General features: G+C 69.9%; 15 protein-coding genes and 1 riboswitch. Of the genes, 7 read left to right on the forward strand and 8 right to left on the reverse strand.

Annotated features, from left to right (window positions below):
- Window positions 1-74: 74 nt before the first annotated feature.
- Complete coding sequence (locus OHA98_RS24525) at window positions 75-806, reverse strand: NADP-dependent oxidoreductase (RefSeq protein ID WP_323179633.1); 732 nt, start codon at window positions 804-806, stop codon at window positions 75-77.
- Complete coding sequence (locus tag OHA98_RS42760) at window positions 807-1247, reverse strand: hypothetical protein (RefSeq protein WP_323179634.1); 441 nt, start codon at window positions 1245-1247, stop codon at window positions 807-809. It abuts the gene before it with no gap.
- A 358-nt stretch (window positions 1248-1605) separates the two neighbouring features.
- On the opposite strand from OHA98_RS42760, the gene OHA98_RS24530 reads away from it, so the two are divergent.
- Entirely contained in the window at window positions 1606-2019 is a 414-nt protein-coding gene (locus OHA98_RS24530) for a DUF6083 domain-containing protein (RefSeq protein ID WP_266928902.1), read from the forward strand.
- 45 nt (window positions 2020-2064) lie between these two features.
- Here OHA98_RS24530 and OHA98_RS24535 read toward each other — a convergent pair whose 3' ends face one another.
- The 6 genes from OHA98_RS24535 to OHA98_RS24560 all read right to left on the reverse strand — a co-directional run bounded on the left by OHA98_RS24535 (window position 2065) and on the right by OHA98_RS24560 (window position 11486).
- A complete protein-coding gene (locus tag OHA98_RS24535) occupies window positions 2065-3063 on the reverse strand; it encodes an alpha/beta hydrolase family protein (protein ID WP_266928903.1) in 999 nt (332 codons plus the stop codon).
- Between the two features lie 100 nt (window positions 3064-3163).
- A complete protein-coding gene (locus OHA98_RS24540; RefSeq protein ID WP_266928904.1) occupies window positions 3164-3880 on the reverse strand; it encodes a C39 family peptidase in 717 nt (238 codons plus the stop codon).
- 158 nt (window positions 3881-4038) lie between these two features.
- Entirely contained in the window at window positions 4039-5037 is a 999-nt protein-coding gene (locus OHA98_RS24545) for a helix-turn-helix transcriptional regulator (RefSeq protein ID WP_266928905.1), read from the reverse strand.
- Between the two features lie 211 nt (window positions 5038-5248).
- On the reverse strand, window positions 5249-7573 hold the full coding sequence (gene metE, locus OHA98_RS24550) for a 5-methyltetrahydropteroyltriglutamate--homocysteine S-methyltransferase (protein WP_266928906.1): 2325 nt from the start codon (window positions 7571-7573) through the stop codon (window positions 5249-5251).
- Between the two features lie 181 nt (window positions 7574-7754).
- Window positions 7755-7901: riboswitch (cobalamin riboswitch) on the reverse strand.
- 190 nt (window positions 7902-8091) lie between these two features.
- Window positions 8092-10254, reverse strand: a complete 2163-nt coding sequence (locus OHA98_RS24555; protein ID WP_266928907.1) for a DUF6351 family protein — start codon at window positions 10252-10254, stop codon at window positions 8092-8094.
- Window positions 10255-10343: 89 nt separating this feature from the next.
- Entirely contained in the window at window positions 10344-11486 is a 1143-nt protein-coding gene (locus tag OHA98_RS24560; RefSeq protein ID WP_266928908.1) for a mandelate racemase/muconate lactonizing enzyme family protein, read from the reverse strand.
- A 233-nt stretch (window positions 11487-11719) separates the two neighbouring features.
- Here OHA98_RS24560 and OHA98_RS24565 point away from each other — a divergent pair, with 233 nt between their 5' ends.
- From OHA98_RS24565 to OHA98_RS24590, 6 genes are all read left to right on the forward strand, one after another.
- A complete protein-coding gene (locus OHA98_RS24565) occupies window positions 11720-12721 on the forward strand; it encodes a LacI family DNA-binding transcriptional regulator (protein WP_266928909.1) in 1002 nt (333 codons plus the stop codon).
- 118 nt (window positions 12722-12839) lie between these two features.
- On the forward strand, window positions 12840-14180 hold the full coding sequence (locus OHA98_RS24570) for an ABC transporter substrate-binding protein (protein WP_266928910.1): 1341 nt from the start codon (window positions 12840-12842) through the stop codon (window positions 14178-14180).
- A gap of 7 nt (window positions 14181-14187) precedes the next feature.
- Entirely contained in the window at window positions 14188-15138 is a 951-nt protein-coding gene (locus OHA98_RS24575) for a carbohydrate ABC transporter permease (protein WP_266928911.1), read from the forward strand.
- Window positions 15135-16013, forward strand: coding sequence for a carbohydrate ABC transporter permease (locus OHA98_RS24580; protein WP_266928912.1), 879 nt, complete (start codon window positions 15135-15137; stop codon window positions 16011-16013). The genes OHA98_RS24575 and OHA98_RS24580 overlap by 4 nt, the downstream gene beginning before the upstream one ends.
- Before the next feature lie 101 nt (window positions 16014-16114).
- Window positions 16115-18406: a hypothetical protein gene (locus OHA98_RS24585; protein ID WP_266928913.1), complete on the forward strand. Its 2292-nt coding sequence runs from the start codon at window positions 16115-16117 to the stop codon at window positions 18404-18406.
- Window positions 18407-18418: 12 nt separating this feature from the next.
- Window positions 18419-20638, forward strand: a complete 2220-nt coding sequence (locus OHA98_RS24590; protein WP_266928914.1) for an FAD-dependent oxidoreductase — start codon at window positions 18419-18421, stop codon at window positions 20636-20638.
- Window position 20639: the final 1 nt, after the last annotated feature.

Here is a 20639-nt window from a genome sequence, read left to right on the forward strand (position 1 = left end):
CCCCCGACTGGCTCACCGGCACCGGCCGTCCACGCGCGCCCGGCGTACGTGTACGTGTACGTGAAGACACACACCTACACCTCGACGACCACCATTCCGAAGTGGCGGCCACCGATCACCTCGTGCAACGCCCGTGCGGCGTTGTCCATGCCCTGAATCCGTACATGGGGAAAGGTGATCTTCCCCGAGCGCAGCCACCGGCCGAATTCGCGGTCCCACTCCGAGCGGACTCCCTGGAGGTCGAGGCCGCCGAAGCCCCGCATCGTGATCCGCTTGACGATGACCTCGAACAAGTCGATCTCGACCGGGGCCGAGTCACCCCTGCTCCCTTCGGCCAACTGCCCGGACAGCGCGCCGACCAGCACGAACCGCGCACCCGGGCGGGCCACCGCGACGGCGGCCCGGAGCTGTTCGCCTCCGACCATGTCGATGAACACGTCGATGCCGTCGGGCGCCGCCTCGGCCAGCCGGGCGGCGAACGGGGCGCCGGGTTCCCGCAGGACGGCCGCATCGTAGCCGAGACTCTCCGTCATCCGGTGCGCCTTCTCCGCCGAACCGGTGCTTCCGATGACCCGGCCCGCGCCCAGGAGCCCCGCGAGCTGTCCCGCCATCGAGCCGACCGCACCGGCCCCACCGGACACGAACACCGTTTCGCCGGAGCGGAGTCCGGCGCCCCGCGTGAGTGCCGCGTACGCGAGGGGTCCTTCGGAGAGATGAGCCGCCGGGTCGGGCAGTTCGTCACCGAGCAGGGTGTATCCGCCGGCCGGAACCACGGCGTACTCCCGCCAGCCCAGCCAGTGCGACACTCATGCGCCGATCCGAGGGGACCCCGTCCGCGCACCGTCGCCGTCGGGTTCCTCCGGCCCGTTCCCCTCTTCCCCGCCCCTGGCCACCACCTCGCCGACCGCCGCCCCGAACAGCGGTTCACCGGGCCGGATACCGGGGAAGGGGGCGCCCTCCACACCGCCGGCGATGACCGTGCGAAGTGCCGGGAAGACCTGGAAGTACCGGTTCCGCACCAGCACTTCACCCGCGCCCAGCCGCGGGATCACCGTCTCCGCGACCCGGAAGTGCTCGGGGCGAGGCAGCCCCTCGGGAACGGAGACGAGCCGCACTTCCCTCGACGTCCGGGCGACCGGTGAGGCGGCGGAGGCGTGGGGCGTGCGGCGGTCCTGCGGGGAGCCGGAGTCGTGAGGGGTGTCGGTGGCGGAGGGCGGTCCGGGCAGGATCGGCTGGTCGGCGGGCATGGCGGTCTCCTCGTCTGCCGTCTTTCCTCCGGCCGTCCGGCCCGGAGGCACCTGGACGGTAACCCCTCACCCGTACGTCAAGGGCAAGCACCGGCCACATCCGGCCCGGTGGTGTCCGGCTGTCCGGCTGTCCGGCTGTCCGGCTGTCCGGCTGTCCGGCTGTCCGGCGGACGGAATTCCGTCTCTTCACCGGCCGGTCCGGCGAGTACCAGTACGGGACCGGCCAAGGAGTTGGCTACCGCCGCGCCGGAACACGCCTCATGTGGCGTGTGACATCACTCTGGTCAACACCTGCCCCCTGCGTCACGGCCGGATCGCGTCCTACCAAAACCCCCACGCGGTCCGGACCCTGAAAACCATGGGGTACACCGAGAACGCCGCGCCCGCCCCGTACCACCCCGACGACGCTCCGCAGTCCGTACGCGAGGGAGCCACCGCTCCCCCTCCGCCGGCACCGCCCGACTGCCCGCTGTGCGAACTCCCGCAGGACCGCTACCCCACCCTCCATCCGCAGGCATGGGTGCTGCTGGAACCCGGCATCACCGTCCCCTCCCACACCGTGCCGCCCCGGCGGCGGTGGCTCATCACCACGGACGGCGTCGCCTGGAACACCTGGGACGCGGAGCCGGTCCCGGGCGCGCGGTGCCGGATCGCCCACCACATGGTCTGTCCGTGGCTCGAAGCCGATGATCTCTGGCCATGGGCGACCGCGCTGCGGCAGGAGAACGTGCGCCGGGCGCAGCGTCTCTTCAACCTGCCGGACGCGGGCTGAGGCCAGGCCGCTCGCGCTCGCCACCGACGAGCGCGAGCGGCTTCCCTACGCCTTGCGGAGCCGGGCGACGATGCCGTCCAGGTCCCGCTGGAACAGATCGGGGCGGACGAAGTGCCCACCGGGGACCTCGTGCCACTCGTGCGGGATACCGGCGGCGCCGAGTCCGCCCCGGAACTCCCGCTGCCCGGCGAGCACCTGTGTCTCGTTGACCCGGTCGAACCAGTTGACCGGATCGGGGCTGGTGCCCGCGACCAGGAAGACCCGCTTGTTCCGGTAGCTCTCGATGCGCTGCACGGGGTTGTCGGCGCTGACCCTGGCCTCGTCCCACAGCGGCGCTCCGTAGACCGTGCCGCCGCCCAGTTCCACGGCCGCGGAGGAGACATTGGCCCAGTGCGTGACGAGACCCGCGTCGCGGCGCAGGCTGGCAGGCCCGGAGTGGGCGCTCACCGAGGCGAAGTGACCGTAGTACTTGGCCGCGTACTTCAGCGCGCCGAAGCCGCCCATCGAGAATCCGGAGACCGCGCGGCCGTCGTACTCGGCATACGTGCGGAAGTTGGCGTCGATCCACGGGAGCAACTGCGCGATATGGAACGTCTCCCAGTTCCGGGGGCCGACGTTGGAGCTCACCGGGTTGGAGTACCAGCCCGCGTGGCCGCCGTCGGGCATCACGACGATGACCGGCTTTCCGGCTGTCCAGGCACGGATGCCCATACGGTCGAAGGTGATGAAGTCCTGGTCCGTACCGCCGCCGTGGAAGAGGTACAGGACCGGGTAGCGGCGCCCGCCGGTGTGGTATCCGTCGGGGAGCAGGACGTTGACTCCAGGATCCCAGCCGATCGCGTCGGTAGCGAAGCGGTAGTACCACATGCGGGGATCGCTCTCGTTGTGGTCCACGATCCGCAGCCCGAAGCCGTCGCCCGCCGCACTGGCCGCGGAGGCCGAGGCCAGGACCCCGCCTGCGCCCAGAGCCGTCGCCGCGGTGATTCCGCCGATGGCCCTGATGACACTTCGACGGCTGGGACTGTGGGAACTGTGATGACTCAACTTGATCTCCTGGTCTGGAGGTTATGGGGGGAATCACGTTCAACGGACGCCGGGGCACCGGACGCCGGGGCACCGGGGCGGGAGAGTCCTCGGCCGGGAGTCAGGCGGAGTACCCCTTCGGAGGGATCAGCGTGGCGAGCTGGTCGAAGGAGATCCAGTAGATCTGGTTGCCGCCGAAGGAAGCGGGGTCGGCTATGAGGACGGTGCGGTCCACCTCGTCGTAGCCGAAGACGGTGAAGTAGTGGTAGATCGTCTGGTCCGAGGGGTACCCGGGCGGCTGATTGCCCGGCGGCGCGACGATGTTGGCCACCAACGGGTAGTTGCGGTCGATGTCGAACACGATGTCGGACCAGAGCAGGTCCCGCTGCGCCTGGGTGGGCGGGTCGTTCGGCATTTCCTTGGTCTCGTACCAGCCGCCGCCGAGGTTCGCGTTGAGTACGCCGGTCACCTGGCCGATATGGTCGGTGCCCGCCTCGGTGGTGCCGAGCTGCCGGGCGAGCTCGCCCTGGGCCGGCGGGGCGGTGCGGGCGGAGAGGGCGATGCGGGTGGCTGCCGGACCGCACCAGTAACCGGTCTCCTGGACCTGGTAGTCGATCTGCAGCCAGTGCGCGCTCCGGGTGCGTCCGGAGTCGACGCTCAGCCGGCTGCCCGGCCGGTCGTACCCGCTGACGACGGCCGTGCCGGCCTTCGTGCCATGGGCGAGCACGGACACGGCCGGGATGCCCGGCGCGGACGAGGCGTGGGCCGCCGTACCGGGAAGAAGGAGGGCTCCGACGACGGCCGCGGCGGCCGTGAGGGACACAAGTCTCTTACGCATGAAGGCTCCTGGAGGGGGACAGGCCCTTGCGGGAAACGGCTTCGGGGATCACCCGGCCGTGTGCGGCTGCGGAACCAGCGTGGTTCCTCACCCTCCACGGGCACAAGCGCCGTAAGCCCAGGCTTACGGCCCGCCCCGGCACGGCCGGGCCCGGCGGGTTACGGACGGACCGCACGCTCCTCCGTGGCCAGCAGGGCCCGCCCCTCCGCCGTCGCGACGTGGAAGGCCCGTCCGCCTCTGCGGACGGTGGTGATCAGACCCGCCGCGCGCAGCACATTGAGGTGCTGGCTGACGGCCGGGTGGGTCACATCGAGCAGCCGGGCGGCCTCGACCGTGGAGCAGCCGGTGCGGGCCGCGCGCAGAACCCCCGCCCGGGTGTGGCCGAGCAGCGGCCCCAGCGGACCGGCGCCCGTCGTGGTGCGGCCGTCGAAGGCGCTCCCGGCCCAGTCGGCGGTGTGGTGGATGGGATGGACGAGCACGGGCGGCAGGTCTCCGTCCGCGAGCGTGATCGGTGTGGGCCAGCAGAAGAACGACGGCTGGAGTACAAGTCCCCTGCCTTCCAGGCGCAGTTGCTGGTCGACGGGGTAGGTGACCTCCAGTACGGGCGGGCGCCAGCGGAAGTGCGGGCCGAGGCCGGTGAGCAGCCCCTCGGTGCCGCCGTCCAGCAGGCTGTGCAGGCGGAGGGCACGGTCGGCGTCGACATGGGCGCGCACGCGTTGCCAGTGCGGTTCGAGTGCCTCCAGCCGGTAGGCGTGCAGAGCGTCACCGAGCCGGCGGAGGGCTTCCCGGTCCCCCCTGGCCAAGGAGCTCGTCCAGCCCGGGAACCGGGTGGGCGAGGACAGCTGTGTCAGCTCGGTGCGCAGGCGCGTGCGCGGCGTGCTCATCAGGGTGTCGACCGCTGCCTGCATGGTGGTGCGGTCGCCGGAGGTGGGGGTGAGGAAGTCCGGTGAGTAGCCGCGCGGCGGCAGCAGACTGGACAGCAGCCGGCGACTGCCCGAGAGGCGCGGCCGGGCCCAGCGGCGCCAGGCGCCGAACACCCTTTCCCCGTCGCGTCGTTGCAGGGTCTGCACGCTGTTGCTGATCTCCCAGAGGAAGTCCGGGCCCGGGGCCACGCGGACCCGCGCCAGATCCTCGGACGTGAAGTACACCCGCAGCATGGTCGCTCCATCGTGAGGTGAAGGTGTGCTGATGCCGACCGCGGCCATATCCATCGGTTCAGTGATCATGCGGAGGCGGGGAGTTGTCCGGACACGCCGCCGCACCCCGGCAGCGTACCGCCGTTCGGGCGCCGCACGGGTGGGAGTTGATGAGCGCGAGCGCGGCAGGGCCGGGGCGGACACGAGGGGTGTCCGCCCCGGCCCCGCGGGATCAGCCGTTCCCGGTGGCCAGCTCCGCGCGGACCACGCGGGCGGCGGCGACGAGGTTCTCCAGGGAGGCGCGGGTCTCGGGCCAGCCGCGGGTCTTCAGGCCGCAGTCGGGGTTGACCCACAGCCGGCCGGCCGGGATGGCCTCAAGTCCTGTACGGAGGAGGGCCGCGGCCTCCTCCCTGCTCGGGACGCGCGGGGAGTGGATGTCGTAGACGCCTGGTCCGGCTTCACGGGGGTAGCCGTGCGCGGCCAGTTCGCGGGCGACCTGCATGTGGGAGCGGGCCGCTTCCAGGCTGATGACATCGGCGTCGAGGTCGTCGATGGCCTCGACGATGTCTCCGAACTCGGCGTAGCACATGTGGGTGTGGATCTGGGTGTCCGGACGTACGCCGCTCGTGGTGAGGCGGAACGCCTCGGTGGCCCAGGCCAGATAGGCGCCGCGGTCGGCGGCGCGCAGCGGCAGTGTCTCGCGCAGGGCGGGCTCGTCGACCTGGATCACCGAGGTGCCCGCGGCTTCCAGGTCGCCGACCTCGTCGCGCAGGGCGAGGGCGACCTGCCGGGCGGTCTCGCCGAGCGGCTGGTCGTCGCGGACGAAGGACCAGGCGAGCATGGTGACCGGGCCGGTGAGCATGCCCTTGACGGGACGGGCGGTCAGCGACTGGGCGTACGCCGTCCAGCGGACCGTCATCGGCTCCGGCCTGGAGATGTCGCCCGCGAGCACCGGCGGCCGGACGTAGCGGGTGCCGTACGACTGGACCCAGCCGTGCTGGGTGGCGAGGTAGCCGGTGAGCCGCTCGGCGAAGTACTGCACCATGTCGTTGCGTTCGGGCTCGCCGTGCACCAGGACGTCGAGCCCCGCCTTCTCCTGGAAGGAGAGGACTTCCCGGATCTCGTCCCTGATCCGTTCCTCGTACCCGGCGGTGTCGATCCGTCCGGCCCGCAGGTCGGCGCGAGCGGTGCGCAGCTCATCGGTCTGGGGGAACGAACCGATGGTCGTCGTCGGCAGCGGCGGGAGCCCGAGGTGCGCGCGCTGGGCGGCTGTCCGTTCCGCGTAGGGCTGCGAGCGCCGTCCGTCCGCGGCGGTGACGGCGGCGGTGCGGGCCCGCACCGCGGGGTCGCTGGTCAGTGCCGATCCGGCGCGGGAGGCGAGGTCGGCGCGGTTCGCCGCGAGTGCGGTGGCGATGGTGTCGGTGCCCTGGGCGAGCCCACGCGTCAGGACGGCGACCTCCCGCGTCTTCTGCCGGGCGAAGGCGAGCCAGCGGGCGATCTGCGGGTCGATGTCGCGCTCGGCGGTGGCGTCCAGCGGTACGTGCAGGAGTGAGCAGGAGGCGGAGACGTCCACCCGGCCGGCGAGGCCGAGGAGGGTGCCGAGGGTCGCGAGGGACTTCTCGTAGTCGTTGATCCAGATGTTGCGTCCGTCGACGACGCCCGCGACCAGGCGCTTGCCGGGCAGTCCGCCGGCCGCCGCGAGGTCTTCGAGGTTGGCGCCGCCCGATTCGGTGAAGTCGAGGGCCAGCCCTTCCACCGGCGCCTTGGCCAGCACGCCCAGGGCCTCACCGAGCCGCCCGAAGTACGAGGCGACCAGCAGCTTCGGCCGGTCGGTGGCGGCACCGAGTTCGCGGTAGGCGCGGGTGGCGGCGTTCAGTTCGGCAGGGGTGCGGTCCTGGACGAGAGCGGGTTCGTCGACCTGGACCCACTCGGCGCCGGCCGCCCGCAGATCCGCGAGCACCTCGGCGTACACCGGCAGCAGCCGGTCCAGCAGGGTCAGGGGCTCGAAGTCCCCGGACACGCCCGGCGCGGGTTTGGCGAGCAGCAGGTAGGTGACGGGGCCGACAAGGACCGGGCGGGCGGTGTGGCCGAGCGCGAGGGCTTCCTTCAGCTCGGCGACCTGCTTGGCGGAGTGCGCCGTGAACACCGTGTCCGGGCCCAGCTCGGGGACCAGGTAGTGGTAGTTGGTGTCGAACCACTTGGTCATTTCCAGCGGTGCGATGTCCTGGGTGCCGCGGGCCATCGCGAAATAGCCGTCCAGCGCGTCTTCCTCGGCGACCGCGCGGTGCCGTTCGGGGACCGCTCCGACCATGACGCTGGTGTCCAGCACATGGTCGTAGTACGAGAAATCGCCGGACGGCACTTCATGGATGCCTGCGTCGGCCAGCTGCTGCCAGTTCGACCGGCGGAGATCCACCGCGGTCTCCCGGAGGGCGTCCGCGCTCACGCGGCCCTTCCAGTAGCCCTCGACGGCCTTCTTCAGTTCACGGTTCTGTCCCTGGCGGGGGTAGCCGTACACGGTGGCCCGTGCTGCCGCGGCTGCGGGCTTCGCTGTCACAGAACTCTCCTTCGCGAGATGTGTCCTGGATCCCGGGGACGGGACGCGGACGCGAAGGGACGACCGACCGGGCGGACCACGTCGCGGAGTTCTCCCGCACGTGCCGCCCGATATGTACGCCGACCCGCCCACGAGGTCACCGGGATCTCCGCACGCGATCGGTCGCGTACGGGCAACGGGCAGGTCTTCGGACTCGCGGGCACATCCGCCGGGGCAGATTCCTACTGGCCGTCGCTTCCCGGATCCGGCCGGATCCAGTGCGTATGACGGCGTTCGTTCCCACTCACCGCTGCGGGGCAGTCCCGGATTCCCACCGGGTTCCCTCTTACGACGCGTCCCGCCTGGCGGACGGGGGCGAACCAGCTGCGTCCGCCACCCTAAGCGACGGGCGGCGCCCGCACACCCCCGCCCGGATACCGGGACGCGTCACGGGCGGGGGTGTGCGGGCGAAATGACGGGCGCGGTGGAGCGAACGGACACCGGGGCCTGTCGGAACAGCCTTCGGGGCTCGCCTGTCGCTATCCGGTCACCGCGTCGAAGGAGAGCCAGGTACCCATGGGGGCCTGCTGACCCGCCCCGGGAACGGACCAGTCGCAGACACCGTACGGGAAGATCCCCGTCAGCTCCTTGAGCTGGGCTTCGGTCACCGGCACCTGGTAGTCGGTGCTGACCACGGGACGCTTGCGGCACTTGACGATGTCATTGGCCACATCGGCTCCGGCGACCATCCGCGGCGAGGTCCACACCGGGTAGAGGGTGTTGCACTCGGTGTTGCCGATGCCCTCCACCTGGGGTTCCGAGATCTTCTTCGCCCCGATGCCACGGGTCCAGCAGGCGTCGGTGAGTCCCTGCGGCCGATTGCGGACGATCTTCTCGATGGGGGCGTCGTTGCCGGGGTCCCCCTTGATGGCGGTGAGCCACTGGTCCATGTCGGCCACCATCCCGGCGAGGGTGAACCCGTGCCCGCTGGAGCGGGTGAGCATGACCTGGTTGGCGTGGGTGCCGTTGGCCTTGTCCAGGCGCGCCCGGGTGGAGAAGGAATGGAAGCGCATGTGCATGTCGCCGGTCGCGGCGTCGTCCGTGTAGTCGCGGTAGTCGATGATCGGGATGTCGGCGAGACCGGCACCGCCGTTCAGCATGCGACCGGTGCGGTAGGCGAGCCGAACCGCCTTGAGATCGGCGACGGTGCGCTCCGCGGCGGGCTTGGCGTCGTCGTCGAGGCCGCCGATGCGCCGGTTCAGGTCGATGAACCGGTCCATGTCGATGGTCCCGTTGTTCAGGGCCTGAAGTCCGTACTGGATACCGGTGTTGTCGAGCGGCCTGCGCGCCTTCCCGGTCTCCGGTACCTCGCCGTAGACGTTCACGGCGTGGCTGTACACGTCGCAGCGGGCACCGTCCGGGTTGGTGGCGGGGTTGTAGCGCTGCTCCTTGGGCAGCTGGGCAGGGCAGTACACCGTGGGGTCGATACGGCCGGCGGCCCGTGCCAGGCTGCCGATGCTCTCCCACGTGCCGAACCCGGAGACCGCCTTCTGCTGCTCCTTGGTGAACGCGTCGGGCGCGACATTGGTGAAGTAGTGGTTCAGGAGCTGGGCGTCGCTGAGCGTCTGGATCGTCCCGAAGCCGACGTCGGGGAAGCTGCAGCCGGAGAGGATGCCGTCCAGCAGGCCCGGGTAGTTGTCGGCGATCTGGTGGGTCTGGTACGAGCCGCCGGAGCAGCCGTTCCCCATGGTGAAGGCCGGTTCGCCGTACGTCTCCACGAAGCGTTCCTTGACCATGCTCATGGTCTCGGCGGCCAGCAGGTCGTTGCAGTTGTTGCCGAAGACGTTCAGCGAGGACGAGGCGACGCCGTAGCCCTTGCTCAGATACGTGTCGTTCATGATGCCGACGGTCTTGCGGCCCTGGACGTACCAGCCGCCGTTGCAGCCCCCGCCGAATCCGTACACGAGGCGCCCGTTCCAGCCCGGCCCGCGCTCCAGCGGGTCGGGGGCGGGGGACAGCGGGTCGTGCAGTACGGCCGTCTCGTAGATGCCGCGGTTGATGGTGCCGGTCTCGACGCGGACGATGTACGGCACCTTCTTGCCCGCGCTCGTCGTGGCGGTCGCCAGGTCGGCGGGACGGTCGTTCACGTCGGGCAGGGCGACGAACGTGCCGGCCGTGGTGCGGTACATGTAGTCGACGCGGGTCTCGGCCGAGCAGTTCTCGTCGGTGGGCTGCCCGAGGGTGCCGCCGGTGACCGTCTTGAACTCGGCCGTGTCACAGATGAACGGCTTCTCGTGCGGCCCGGAGAACACCGGCCCCGTGATGGGGTGGTTCTTCAGGGTCACCTCTCCGCTGTCCGCGCCCTGAGCCGTGGCCGTGAGCCTGTTCTCGCCCTTGGACAGCTCCTTCACCACGCCCATCAGCGCGTTCTCGCCGGACGGCCGGAAGCTCGATGTCACGTCCCGGCCGTCCACCGCGATCCGGATGCTGTCGGCCGCTATGGACGCGGGCGCCACGACACGTATCAGGGCGTCGTCCCCCGACACCACTCCGGGCCGCGACGACACGGCCGTCACCTGTAGCTTCTCGCTCTCGCGTTCCTGGCTGCCGGCCGGCGTCGCGGACGCGCCGACCAGCACGCCCATGAACGCCACGCCGGCCAGGCCCATCCGGACCGGTCTCGCGGCTCCTGTGAACGACATGACGGAACTCGCCTCACTTCCTGGGGTGGGAAATCGTGTGTGCTGTGCATACGCGGGCTGCGGCCGGCCCTGCCCGGCCCGGCCCGGGGCTACCAGTTGGTGAACGCCCCGTCCGACGTACGCAGGTGCGGGCGCTCGGCCGCGTGTGCCTGGTACCGGCGCGCCGCCTCCCGGTCGATGTCGACGCCGATGCCGGGCAGTTCGCTCAGCTCCACCCGCCCCGGCAGGATCGTCGGCCGCGCGGTGAAGAGGGCGGCGATGGCGGGCTCGGGGTCGGTCTGGTGCTCCTGGATCGCCGCGTTGGGGCAGGCCAGGTTGAGCTGGAGCGAGGAGGCCGCGGTGACCGGGCCGAGCGGGTTGTGGGTGGCGAGCTTGATGTGGTGGGTCTCCGCCATCGCCGCGATCTTCTTCGCCTCGGTCAGGCCGGCGGCCACCCCCACGTCCACGCGCGCGTAGTCGATGAGGTCGTCCTCGATGAGCGTCCTGAACTCCCATTTGGAGCCGTACTGTTCGCCCGCGGCCAGCGGCACCCCGGTGCGTGCCCGCAGCATGCGGTAGCTGTCCGGGTTCTCACAGCGCAGCGGGTCCTCGACGAAGAACGGACGGGCCGCCTCGATCTCCCTGCACAGGGTCAGCGCCTCCGGCGGATCCAGGCGCGTATGGACGTCGAGGATCAGCTCCACCTCGTCGCCGACCGCGTCGCGCACCTGGTGGAAGAGGCCGACCGAGTCGCGCAGGCAGCGGCGGGCGTCGAGCGTGCCGTCGGCGTCGTGCGGCGAGGCGAACCGCAGATGACGCCAGCCCTGCGCGACCAGGTCGCGGCAGCGGTCCAGGAACCACTCGCGGTCGTCGTAGCCGTCGCCGACATGCACATAGGCGGGTACGTGATCACGTACCCGGCCGCCGAGCAGTTCGTGCACGGGTACGCCGAGCGCCTTGCCGCGGATGTCCCAGAGGGCCACGTCCACCGCGGCGATGGCGGCGCCGAGTATGCGGTCGGCGGGGAAGAACCCGCGCCGGAACATCACCTGCCAGAGGTGCTCGATACGCCTCGGGTCCTCGCCGACGATCAGCTCCGCGAGGTGCTCCAGACCGCCCGCGACCGCCCGTTGGCGCGACCTGATGCCGACCTCGCCCAGGCCGTGGATGCCCTCGTCGGTGTCGACCACGACCAGCATCATGCTGTCGCCGTGGTCGGGAAGAGTCAGCACTTCCAGGCCGGTGATCTTCATTCCACTCCTCTATGAAAACGTTCCCGCGATTTCAGTGCCGTTCTTGAGAGCACATCATCGACGGCAGTCGAACCGGAGCGCAAGACCCATGCATACAGAAGGTTTTCCTGGATGAAATAGTCCTGACACATCTCTTGACATGCTGTGGGAACGTTCGCAAACATCAACCGCAATCGCAGGATCCAGATGTGAGGCGGCCGGGTCACCGGCTCAAGACGACGAGGAGGCCGTCCGTGGCAGTAACGATCCGGGAGGTGGCGAGCGCCGCGGGTGTCTCGGTGTCGACGGTGTCCCGTGCGTTCACCGCACCCGACCAGGTGCAGCCGACGACACGGCAGCGCATCCTCGACGCCGCGGCCAAGCTCGGCTACTCCCCCAACCCGGCGGCCCGTTCACTGCGCGGCGGCGGCACCGGAACGCTCGGCCTGATCGTCCCGGACATCGCCAACCCGTTCTTCCCGCCGATCATCAAGGCGATGCAGGCCCGCGCCCGGCATCTGGGCTATACGGTTCTGGTGGCCGACAGCGACGAGCGCGAGGCGGACGAGCTGGCCGCCATCGCGGCCGTGTCGAAGCGGGTCGACGGCCTGATCCTGTGGGCCTCCACCCTCACCGAGGACCGGCTCCACGAACTCGCGGGCCGGATGCCGCTGGTGGTGGTGAACCGGCATGTGCCGGGCATCCCCGAGGTCCGGATCTCACTGTCCGCCGGCATCGCGCAGGCCGCCGAGCTGCTGAAGGCGTACGGCCATCGGCGCTGCGTATTCATCAACGCGTCCCGCGCCGAGCTGAGCCGCGGCAAGTCCATCCAGGAGTCCTTCGAAGCCCTCGACCTCTCCCTGTCCGAGCTGGGACCGTACGAGCCGCGGTTCGAGACGGGCGTGCACGCCGCCACCCTCGTCGCCGCCCATGAGGCGACGGCCGTGATCGCCCACAACGACCTGGTCGCCCTCGGCGTGCTGCACCAGATGGCCAATCTGGGCATGAACGTGCCGCGCGACGTCAGCGTCATCGGCATCGACGACACGCTGCTCGCCTCCGTCTCCACCCCGAGCCTGACCACGATCAGGATCGACCCCGAGGAGATCGCCACGCGTGCCGGGGACCTCCTGATCGAGACGATCGCGAGCGCGACGGGCCGTACCGGCACAGGTCCTGACATCACGTCCCCCGTCGTCGAGATCGGCTCCCGCCTGATCCCCCGCGCCTCGACGGGCCCCGCACCCGCCCACTGATCCACGACGCGCGCCACCGCGGCGCGCCGAGCACCCCCTACACCGCACCGAGCCCACTCCTGCCCTTCTTGGAGCCGTTATGCCCAGAAACTCCCGCTCTGCAGCCATCCTTGGCTGCATGGCGCTGACCGCGACCCTCGCGGGCTGTTCCTCCCTCACCCCGAGCAGCGCCGGAGGGGACGGCGATCTCGTGCTGCGGGTGCAGGGCATGCCGCCGGCCACCGACAAGCCGGGGGTCGCCCTGTTCAAGAAGCAGGTGGCCGACTTCGAGAAGGCCAACCCGGGCATCAAGGTCAAGGGTTCGACCACGGTCTTCGACCCGCTGACGTTCTCCGCCAAGCTGTCCGGCGGCAATGTCGAGGACGTCATCAGGGTGCCGCTGACCGAGCCGCAGCGGCTCATCCAGCAGAAGCAGGTACAGCCGATCACCGGGCAGCTCAAGGAGTGGGAGCACTTCAAGGAGTTCAACCCCCAGGTCCTCCAGCCGCTCACCGACAGTGCCGGCGATGTGTACGGCGTCCCGCAGAATCCTTACGCCCAGGGCCTGGTCTACAACCGCGAGCTCTTCGAGAAGGCCGGCCTCGACCCCGACCGGCCGCCGGCCACCTGGGCGGAGGTCCGTACCGCCGCCAAGAAGATCAGCGACAGTACCGGCAGGGCGGGCTTCGTCCACGAGTCGAAGGACAACCAGGGCGGCTGGCAGCTGACGATGCTGTCGTACGCCTTCGGCGGCGAGCTGCAGAAGGAGGAGGGTGGCAAGTACACCGCCACGCTCACCGGGGAGCCGACGAAGAAGGCGCTGGGACTGCTCAAGGACATGCGCTGGAAGGACGATTCGCTCGGCAAGACCCTCCTCAACAACCAGAACGACGTGATCAAGCAGTTCGCGGCCGGGCAGGTCGGCATGTTCATGGGCAGCCCGGGGACGTACCGACTGGCGAAGATGCAGTTCGGCATGGAGAACACCGACGCCTTCGGAGTGGCCCCGATGCCGCAGTCCGGCGGCGACTCGACACTCACCGGCGGCGACATCTACATGGTCCCCAAGTCCGCCGACAAGAAGCACGCGGCAGCCGCGGTGGACTGGCTGACCTTCGCCTACGCCAAGCCGCAGTACAGCACCGACATGGCCGCCGAGCAGGCCAAGGCGCTCTCCGCCGACCCGAAGTCCGCCGTGGGCGTGCCGACGCTGCCGGTCTTCGACAAGGCGCGGCAGGCCGAGATCGATGCCGCGATCAAGCCGTACGTCAATGTGAAGCTCCAGAACTTCAAGCCGTACACCGACGGTCTCTCCACGCTGAAGCTGAAGCCGGAGCCGCCGTTCCAGGCGCAGACGCTGTACACCGCGCTCGACCCGGTGGTCCAGGCAGTACTCACCAAGCGCGATGCCGACATCGACGCCCTGCTCGCCTCGGCCGAGAAGGACGTCAATGCCAAGCTCGCCGCGGACCAGAAGTAGCCGGCCCATGGCCCTGCTCACTCCGTCCCGGCGCCCGGCCGCCGCGTCCAAGGAACCCGCACCGCGGACCCTGCCGCAGCGGCGGCGCGGCACCGGCGCCCGCAAGCAGCTCACGGCCTGGCTGTTCCTCGTTCCCGCACTGCTGGTCTTCGGGCTCTTCGCCTGGTGGCCGATCGTGCGCAGCCTGCTGATCAGCTTCCAGAAGACCAACCTGGTCGATCCCGCGGTCTGGGTCGGTCTGGACAATTTCCGTGCCCTGTTCGACGATCCGCTGCTCGCCACCGCTGTCGGGAACACCCTGTTCTTCGTGGGCCTCGGCCTGCTGATCGGCTTCCCGGCGCCGCTGGTCCTGGCCGCGATCATGTCGACGGTGCGGCGCGGCGCCGGCGTCTACCGCTTCCTGGTGTATCTGCCGGTGGTCATCCCGCCCGTGGTGGCGATCCTGCTCTGGAAGTGGTTCTACGATCCCGGGAGCGGGCTCTTCAACAACGTCCTCGGCAAGGTCGGGCTCGGCCCGTACTCATGGCTGGAGTCCTCCGACAGCGCCATGCTCTCGCTGGTCCTGGAGTCCACCTGGGCCGGCATGGGCGGCGCCGTCCTGATCTACCTCGCGGCGATGGTCGGCATCCCCGGCGAACTCTACGAGGCCGCCGAGGTGGACGGCGCCGGGATCTGGCGGCGGATCTGGCATGTGATGCTGCCCCAGCTGAGGTCGGTCATCGGCCTGTTGCTGCTCGTCCAGCTGATCAACACGGTGCAGGTCTTCACCGAGCCGTACGTCTTCACCGGCGGCGGACCCGACAACTCCACCCTCACGGTCCTGCTGCTGATCTTCCGCTACGCCTTCCAGGACGGCGAGTACGGCCAGGCCGCCGCGCTCTCCTTCCTGATGGTGCTCGCCCTCGCCCTGCTCTCCGGGGTCTACCTGCGGGCAACCCGCAGCTGGAGCACGTCATGACCACGCTCACCACCTTCGTCTCCACCAGCGACCGCCAGCGCCCCGGCGTGCGCGCCGCAGTGCGCTCCATCCAGGTGCTCACCCTGATCCTGCTGCTGCTCATCGGCATCGGACCGCTGTACTGGATGGTCAAGGGCGCGGTCTCACCGCCCACCGAGCTCACCACCCAGCCCCTGGCCCTCTGGCCGGACCGGCCGGCCCTGGGCAACTTCTCGACGGCGTACACCGATCTGAGCGTCGGCCGCTATCTGATGAACACCTTCCTGGTGGTCGGCGGATCGTGGTTCGTGCAGCTCTTCGTCTCGGCCACGGCGGGCTTCGCCCTTTCGGTGCTCAGGCCGAAATTCGGCAAGGTCATCTACGGGGCGATCCTCGCCACGATGTTCGTGCCGTACACGGTGAACATGGTCAGCCTCTTCATGACCGTGATCGATGTGCCGTTCCTGCATCTCAACCTGGGCGACACCTACTGGGCGATCTGGCTGCCGGCCGGGACGAACGCCTTCACGGTGCTGCTCGCCAAGCAGTTCTTCGACGCCCTGCCCAAGGAGCTGTTCGACGCGGCGCGGGTCGACGGGGCGAGTACATGGCAGCTGCTGACCAAGATCGTGCTGCCCATGAGCAAGCCGGTGCTCGCCGTGATCAGTCTGCTCGCGGTGATGCACTCCTGGAAGGACTTCATCTGGCCGCTGGTGGCCATCACCGACCCCGAGAAGCAGCCGATCAGCGTCGCTCTCGCCCAGCTCGCCACACAGGCCCCGCAGGACCAGCTGATCGCCGCGATGGTGCTCGCCGTCGCCCCGCCGGTGCTCGTCTTCGTCGTCTGCCAGAAGTACATCGTCGCCGGACTCGGCTTCACCGGAGTCAAGGGCTGAGTTCCGCCGGAACCGGCAGCCGGGCTCGCACCGACCGCACCACACCTTCCGCTCCGCATCCGGAGCATCCGGAACACCCCGACCAAGAGAAGGGCACCTCCATGTCAGTCGCCCGTCGCAGATTCATCCAGGGCACGGCCGTCGCCACCGGCGCCGCACTGCTGCCGGCCGTTCCCGCACACGCCGCCGACCCGGTCACCATCGAGGCCGACGGCATCACCCTCGTCGGACGCAGCGACGGCAGCGTCCTCGTGCGGGACGGCGCGGGCACCGACCGCATCCTGCTCAACCACTTCATGTTCAAGGACTCCGCGCTCGGCCAGCAGCGCACCTTCGGCGGTACGCCCGCCCGGATCACGCTCCCCGACGGGCGGCCCGCGATCCAGGTCACGTACACGATGGCGAGCGGCACCTCCGGAATCACGGTGCGCGGCACCTTCGACGTCACCCCTCGCAAGGCGCACATGAAGTGGGAGGTCGGCGGCTCCAGCACGCTCACCCCGGCCGGCTTCATGTTCTCCCGCACGGTGTACGACGCGAGCGCGGCGGAGTCGTACGAGGCACTGACCGTCTGGGAGCGCGACGCCCGGGGCGGCATCCCGTACGAGGTGAACGCGGGCGGCGCGTACGTGGAGACATGGGCGGGATCGAAGGGCTTCTTCTGCCTCCCGTCCACCAACCCCGCGAACACGAACGCCACCTGGGTCCACTCCCCCGGCACCTCGACCGGCGCGAGCACCGCGGTCACCGAGGCCGATCTGGTCCTCGGCGATCTGCGGCCGCGCGGGGCGGGGGCGCTCGCCGCCAAGAGGCCCCTCGGCGTGGAGGTGTGGACCGACCAGCCGTTCAACCTCTACAAGGCGGCCGGGCAGACGATGACGCTCAAGGCGCAGGTCGTCAACGGCTCCGCCACCACCAGGTCGGTGAAACTCACCTGGTGGGCACGGGACTTCGGCGGCAAGAAGCTCGCCGGTGGAACGCTCTGCAAGAGCCTCGCGCCGGGCGCCGCCTGGGATGCCTCCTTCCCCGTGACCTCGCCCTCGCAGAACATCGTGTTCACCGAGGTGGAGGCGGTCAGCGGCAGTGACAGGGCACTGGCCCGCACGAATCTGAGCGTGCTCCCGGAGTTCACGTACAAGGCGGGCAAGGAGTCGATGTTCGGCCTCGCCAACTACCCCTGGCTGCTCAAGCCCAGCAGGGAGGCCGTACTCGGGCTGGTCAGGACGCTCGGCATCAAGTGGATCCGGATCGCCTACGCGGGCGCCCCGGGCATCGACACCGCGACCCTTGACGCGAACGGCATCGGGCACAACGTCGAGCTGAGCGGCATCCCCGTGGGCGGCAGTGCGGAGCAGATCGCGGCCTGGGCCGACACGAACGTCGCCAAGGCCCTGGCCGCCGAGGCCGCGTACTTCGAGGTGAGCAACGAGGTCAACCAGCCCTGGATGTCGGGCCGCGGCGCCGACGCCTATGTCCGGGACGGTCTGCGCCAGGTCACCACGCGCCTCGACGCGGCGGGCTCGCAGATGAAGGTCATGAACGCCGGCCTCGGCGGCATGGACTACGTATGGACCAAGAACTTCCATGCCGCGGGCGGCTGGGACCTCATCGACGCCTTCGCCTTCCACCCCGGCCGGGGCAACTTCACGCCCGACTTCGCCCCGCCGCCGGAGGAGTGGACGCAGGGGTCGGCCGGCACGTACTGGAACTTCCTGGGCGCGCTGCGCAAGGCGAACCAGGTCCTTCAGGAGTACGGCGGCGACAAGGAGCTGTGGCTCACGGAGGCGTACGCGCCGACCCGGCCCAACGCGTGGTGGAGCGACACCTACCGGCACGCCGCGGAGAACACGCTGCTCACGCTCGCTCTCGCCAAGGCCGAGAACGTGCGCGCCGTCAACTGGTACCAGCTGCACGACTCGACGATCCACCACCCCCAGGAAGCCGACCCGGCCAACGCCGAGTACCACTACGGCCTGATGAACCGCGACACCAGCGCCAAGCCGTCGCTCCTCGCCTTCGCGACCGCCGCCCGGGTCCTGGACGAGGCGGAGTTCGTCCGGCACCTCTCCTTCGCGGACAAGGACATCAAGGGGCTCCTCTTCACCACCCCCGGTGGACCGGTGTCGGTCATCTGGAACCGCAAGGACGGCTACACCCTCAACACCGAGCACGGCGAGGATCCCTGGTACGCGTCGCCGGAGCCCTGGGTCGACACCTGGACGACCAGGACCGCGGTCGTCGCCCACTCGGGGACGGTCGACGGCACGGTGCGGGAACTGAACTGCATCGGCCAGGAACGCACTCTGAAGGCCTCCGGCGGCAAGGTCACCCTCACCCTCGACGGTGCCCCGCGCGTCTACTACGGTCTCGCAGCCAATCCCGACTGGAAGTAAGTGACGTACGACATGAGGAACGAAACCGCACGGCACGACATCACCGTCGTCGGCGGCGGCCTGGCCGGGGTGTGCGCGGCGATCGCCGCGGCCCGGCTGGGCCGGAGCGTCGCGCTGATCAACAACAGGCCGGTACTCGGCGGCAACGCGAGCAGCGAGGTCCGGGTATGGGTGTGCGGCGCGACCGGCCACGGCAAGAATCACCATGCCCGTGAGGGCGGCATCATGGGCGAGCTGCTCGTGGAGAACCAGTTCCGCAACCCGGACGGGAACCCCTACTACTGGGACGCCGTGGTCCTGGACGCCGTGCGCGCCGAGCCCGGCATCACGCTCTACCTCAACACCGACGTGCGCGAGGTCGACGCCGAAGGCCCGGACGAGGCCCGGCGGATCACCGCGGTCACCGGCTGGATGATGGGCTCGGAGCGGCGGATACGCTTCGAGAGCTCCCAGTTCCTCGACTGCACGGGAGACGGCCTGATCGGCCACCTGGCAGGCGCCCACCACCGGATCGGCCGGGAATCCCGCGCCGAGTACGACGAGGCATGGGCTCCGGAGACGGCCGACGGCATCACCCTGGGCTCGACCCTCCTCTTCTACACGAAGGACGCCGGCCGCCCGGTCAAGTTCGTGCCGCCGGACTTCGCCAAGGACATCACCGAAACCTCGATCCCGCAGCGCCGCATCATCAAGGCGGGCGACAACGGCTGCGCGTACTGGTGGATCGAGTTCGGCGGCGAGCTCGACACCGTCCACGACAACGAGCGCATCCGCGACGAGCTGTGGTCGGTGATCTACGGCATCTGGGACCACATCAAGAACTCCGGTGAGTTCGACGCGGCGAACATGACCCTGGAGTGGGTGGGCTCGGTCCCCGGCAAACGGGAGTACCGGCGCTTCCTCGGTGACTACGTCCTGCACCAGGGCGACATCCTCGGCCAGACCGAGTTCACCGACCGGGTCGCCTTCGGCGGCTGGTCGATCGATCTGCATCCGCCGCAGGGCATGTACGCCACCGAGGCGGGCGCCAGACAGCTCTACGCGGACGGCATTTACCACATTCCGTACCGCAGCCTCTACTCGGTGAACACCGAGAACCTGCTCTTCGCCGGGCGCAACATCTCCGCCAGCCATGTCGCCTTCGGCTCGACACGTGTCATGGCGACCTGCGCCACGATCGGCCAGGCGGCAGGCACGGCGGCGGCACTCTGCGCCACCGGGGATGTCACCCCGCGCGAACTCCCCGTACCCGAGCTGCACCGGGCGCTGCTGCGCCAGGACGCCTCGCTCATCGGCCTCGCCTCGACGGACCCGGACGACCTGGCCCTGCGGGCGACGGTCACGGCGTCGTCCGCCCTGAGCGGCCTGGCGGTCGAGGAGCCCGACGAGCGATGGCCGCTCACGGCGGACGCGGGACTCCTCCTCCCCGCCGACCCGGACCTCTCCGGGGTGGAACTGCTCATCGACGCCGACCGCGACACCGAGATCGTGATCGACCTGTACGACCCCGAACTCGGCCAGAACTACGTCCCGCGCCGCCTCGTCGGCTCCACCACCCTGCCCGTCACCGCCGGTGCCCGTCAGTGGCTCAAAACCGGCCTGGAGTGGTCTCCCGAAACCCCGCGCAACGCCTTCCTGGTCATCCGCGCCAACGATGCCCTCGCCCTGCACCGCTCCGACCGGCCGACCCCCGGCGTGCTGTGCTTCACCCACGTCCCGCCGCGCCCGTCGGACGAATCACCGCAGTTGCTGCGCGAGTGGACGGACAAGGGTCTGCTGCGCCGCACCTTCTGCTTCCGCGCGGGAGAGACCGCGGCCTACTCCCCCGCCAGGGTCACCGACGGCTACGCCCGCCCGTACGCGGGACCGCACATGTGGGTCTCCGCGCCACTGGCCGACGCCCCCTCCCCCTGGCTCGAACTGGCCTGGCCCGAACCCGTCGCCCTGAGCCGGATCGAGGTCATCGCCGACGACGACGTCAACGAGGACCTGATCAACCTGCACCACCACCGCACCCCCTTCGACACCCTCCCCACCCTCCTTCGCGACTACCGCGTCGAGGCACGGGATACTGACGGCAACTGGCGCGAAATCGCCCATGTGGCGCAGAATCGGCGGCGACGGCTGACGCACACACCGGAGCCGCTCACCACATCGGCGATCCGGGTCGTCGTCGAAGCCACCAACGGGGCGGCGTCGGCGCACATCGTCGCCGTGCGCGCCTACGAGTAGA

It is taken from the genome of Streptomyces sp. NBC_00654 (genome assembly GCF_026341775.1).
In the GTDB taxonomy this organism is placed as follows: Bacteria; Actinomycetota; Actinomycetes; order Streptomycetales; family Streptomycetaceae; genus Streptomyces.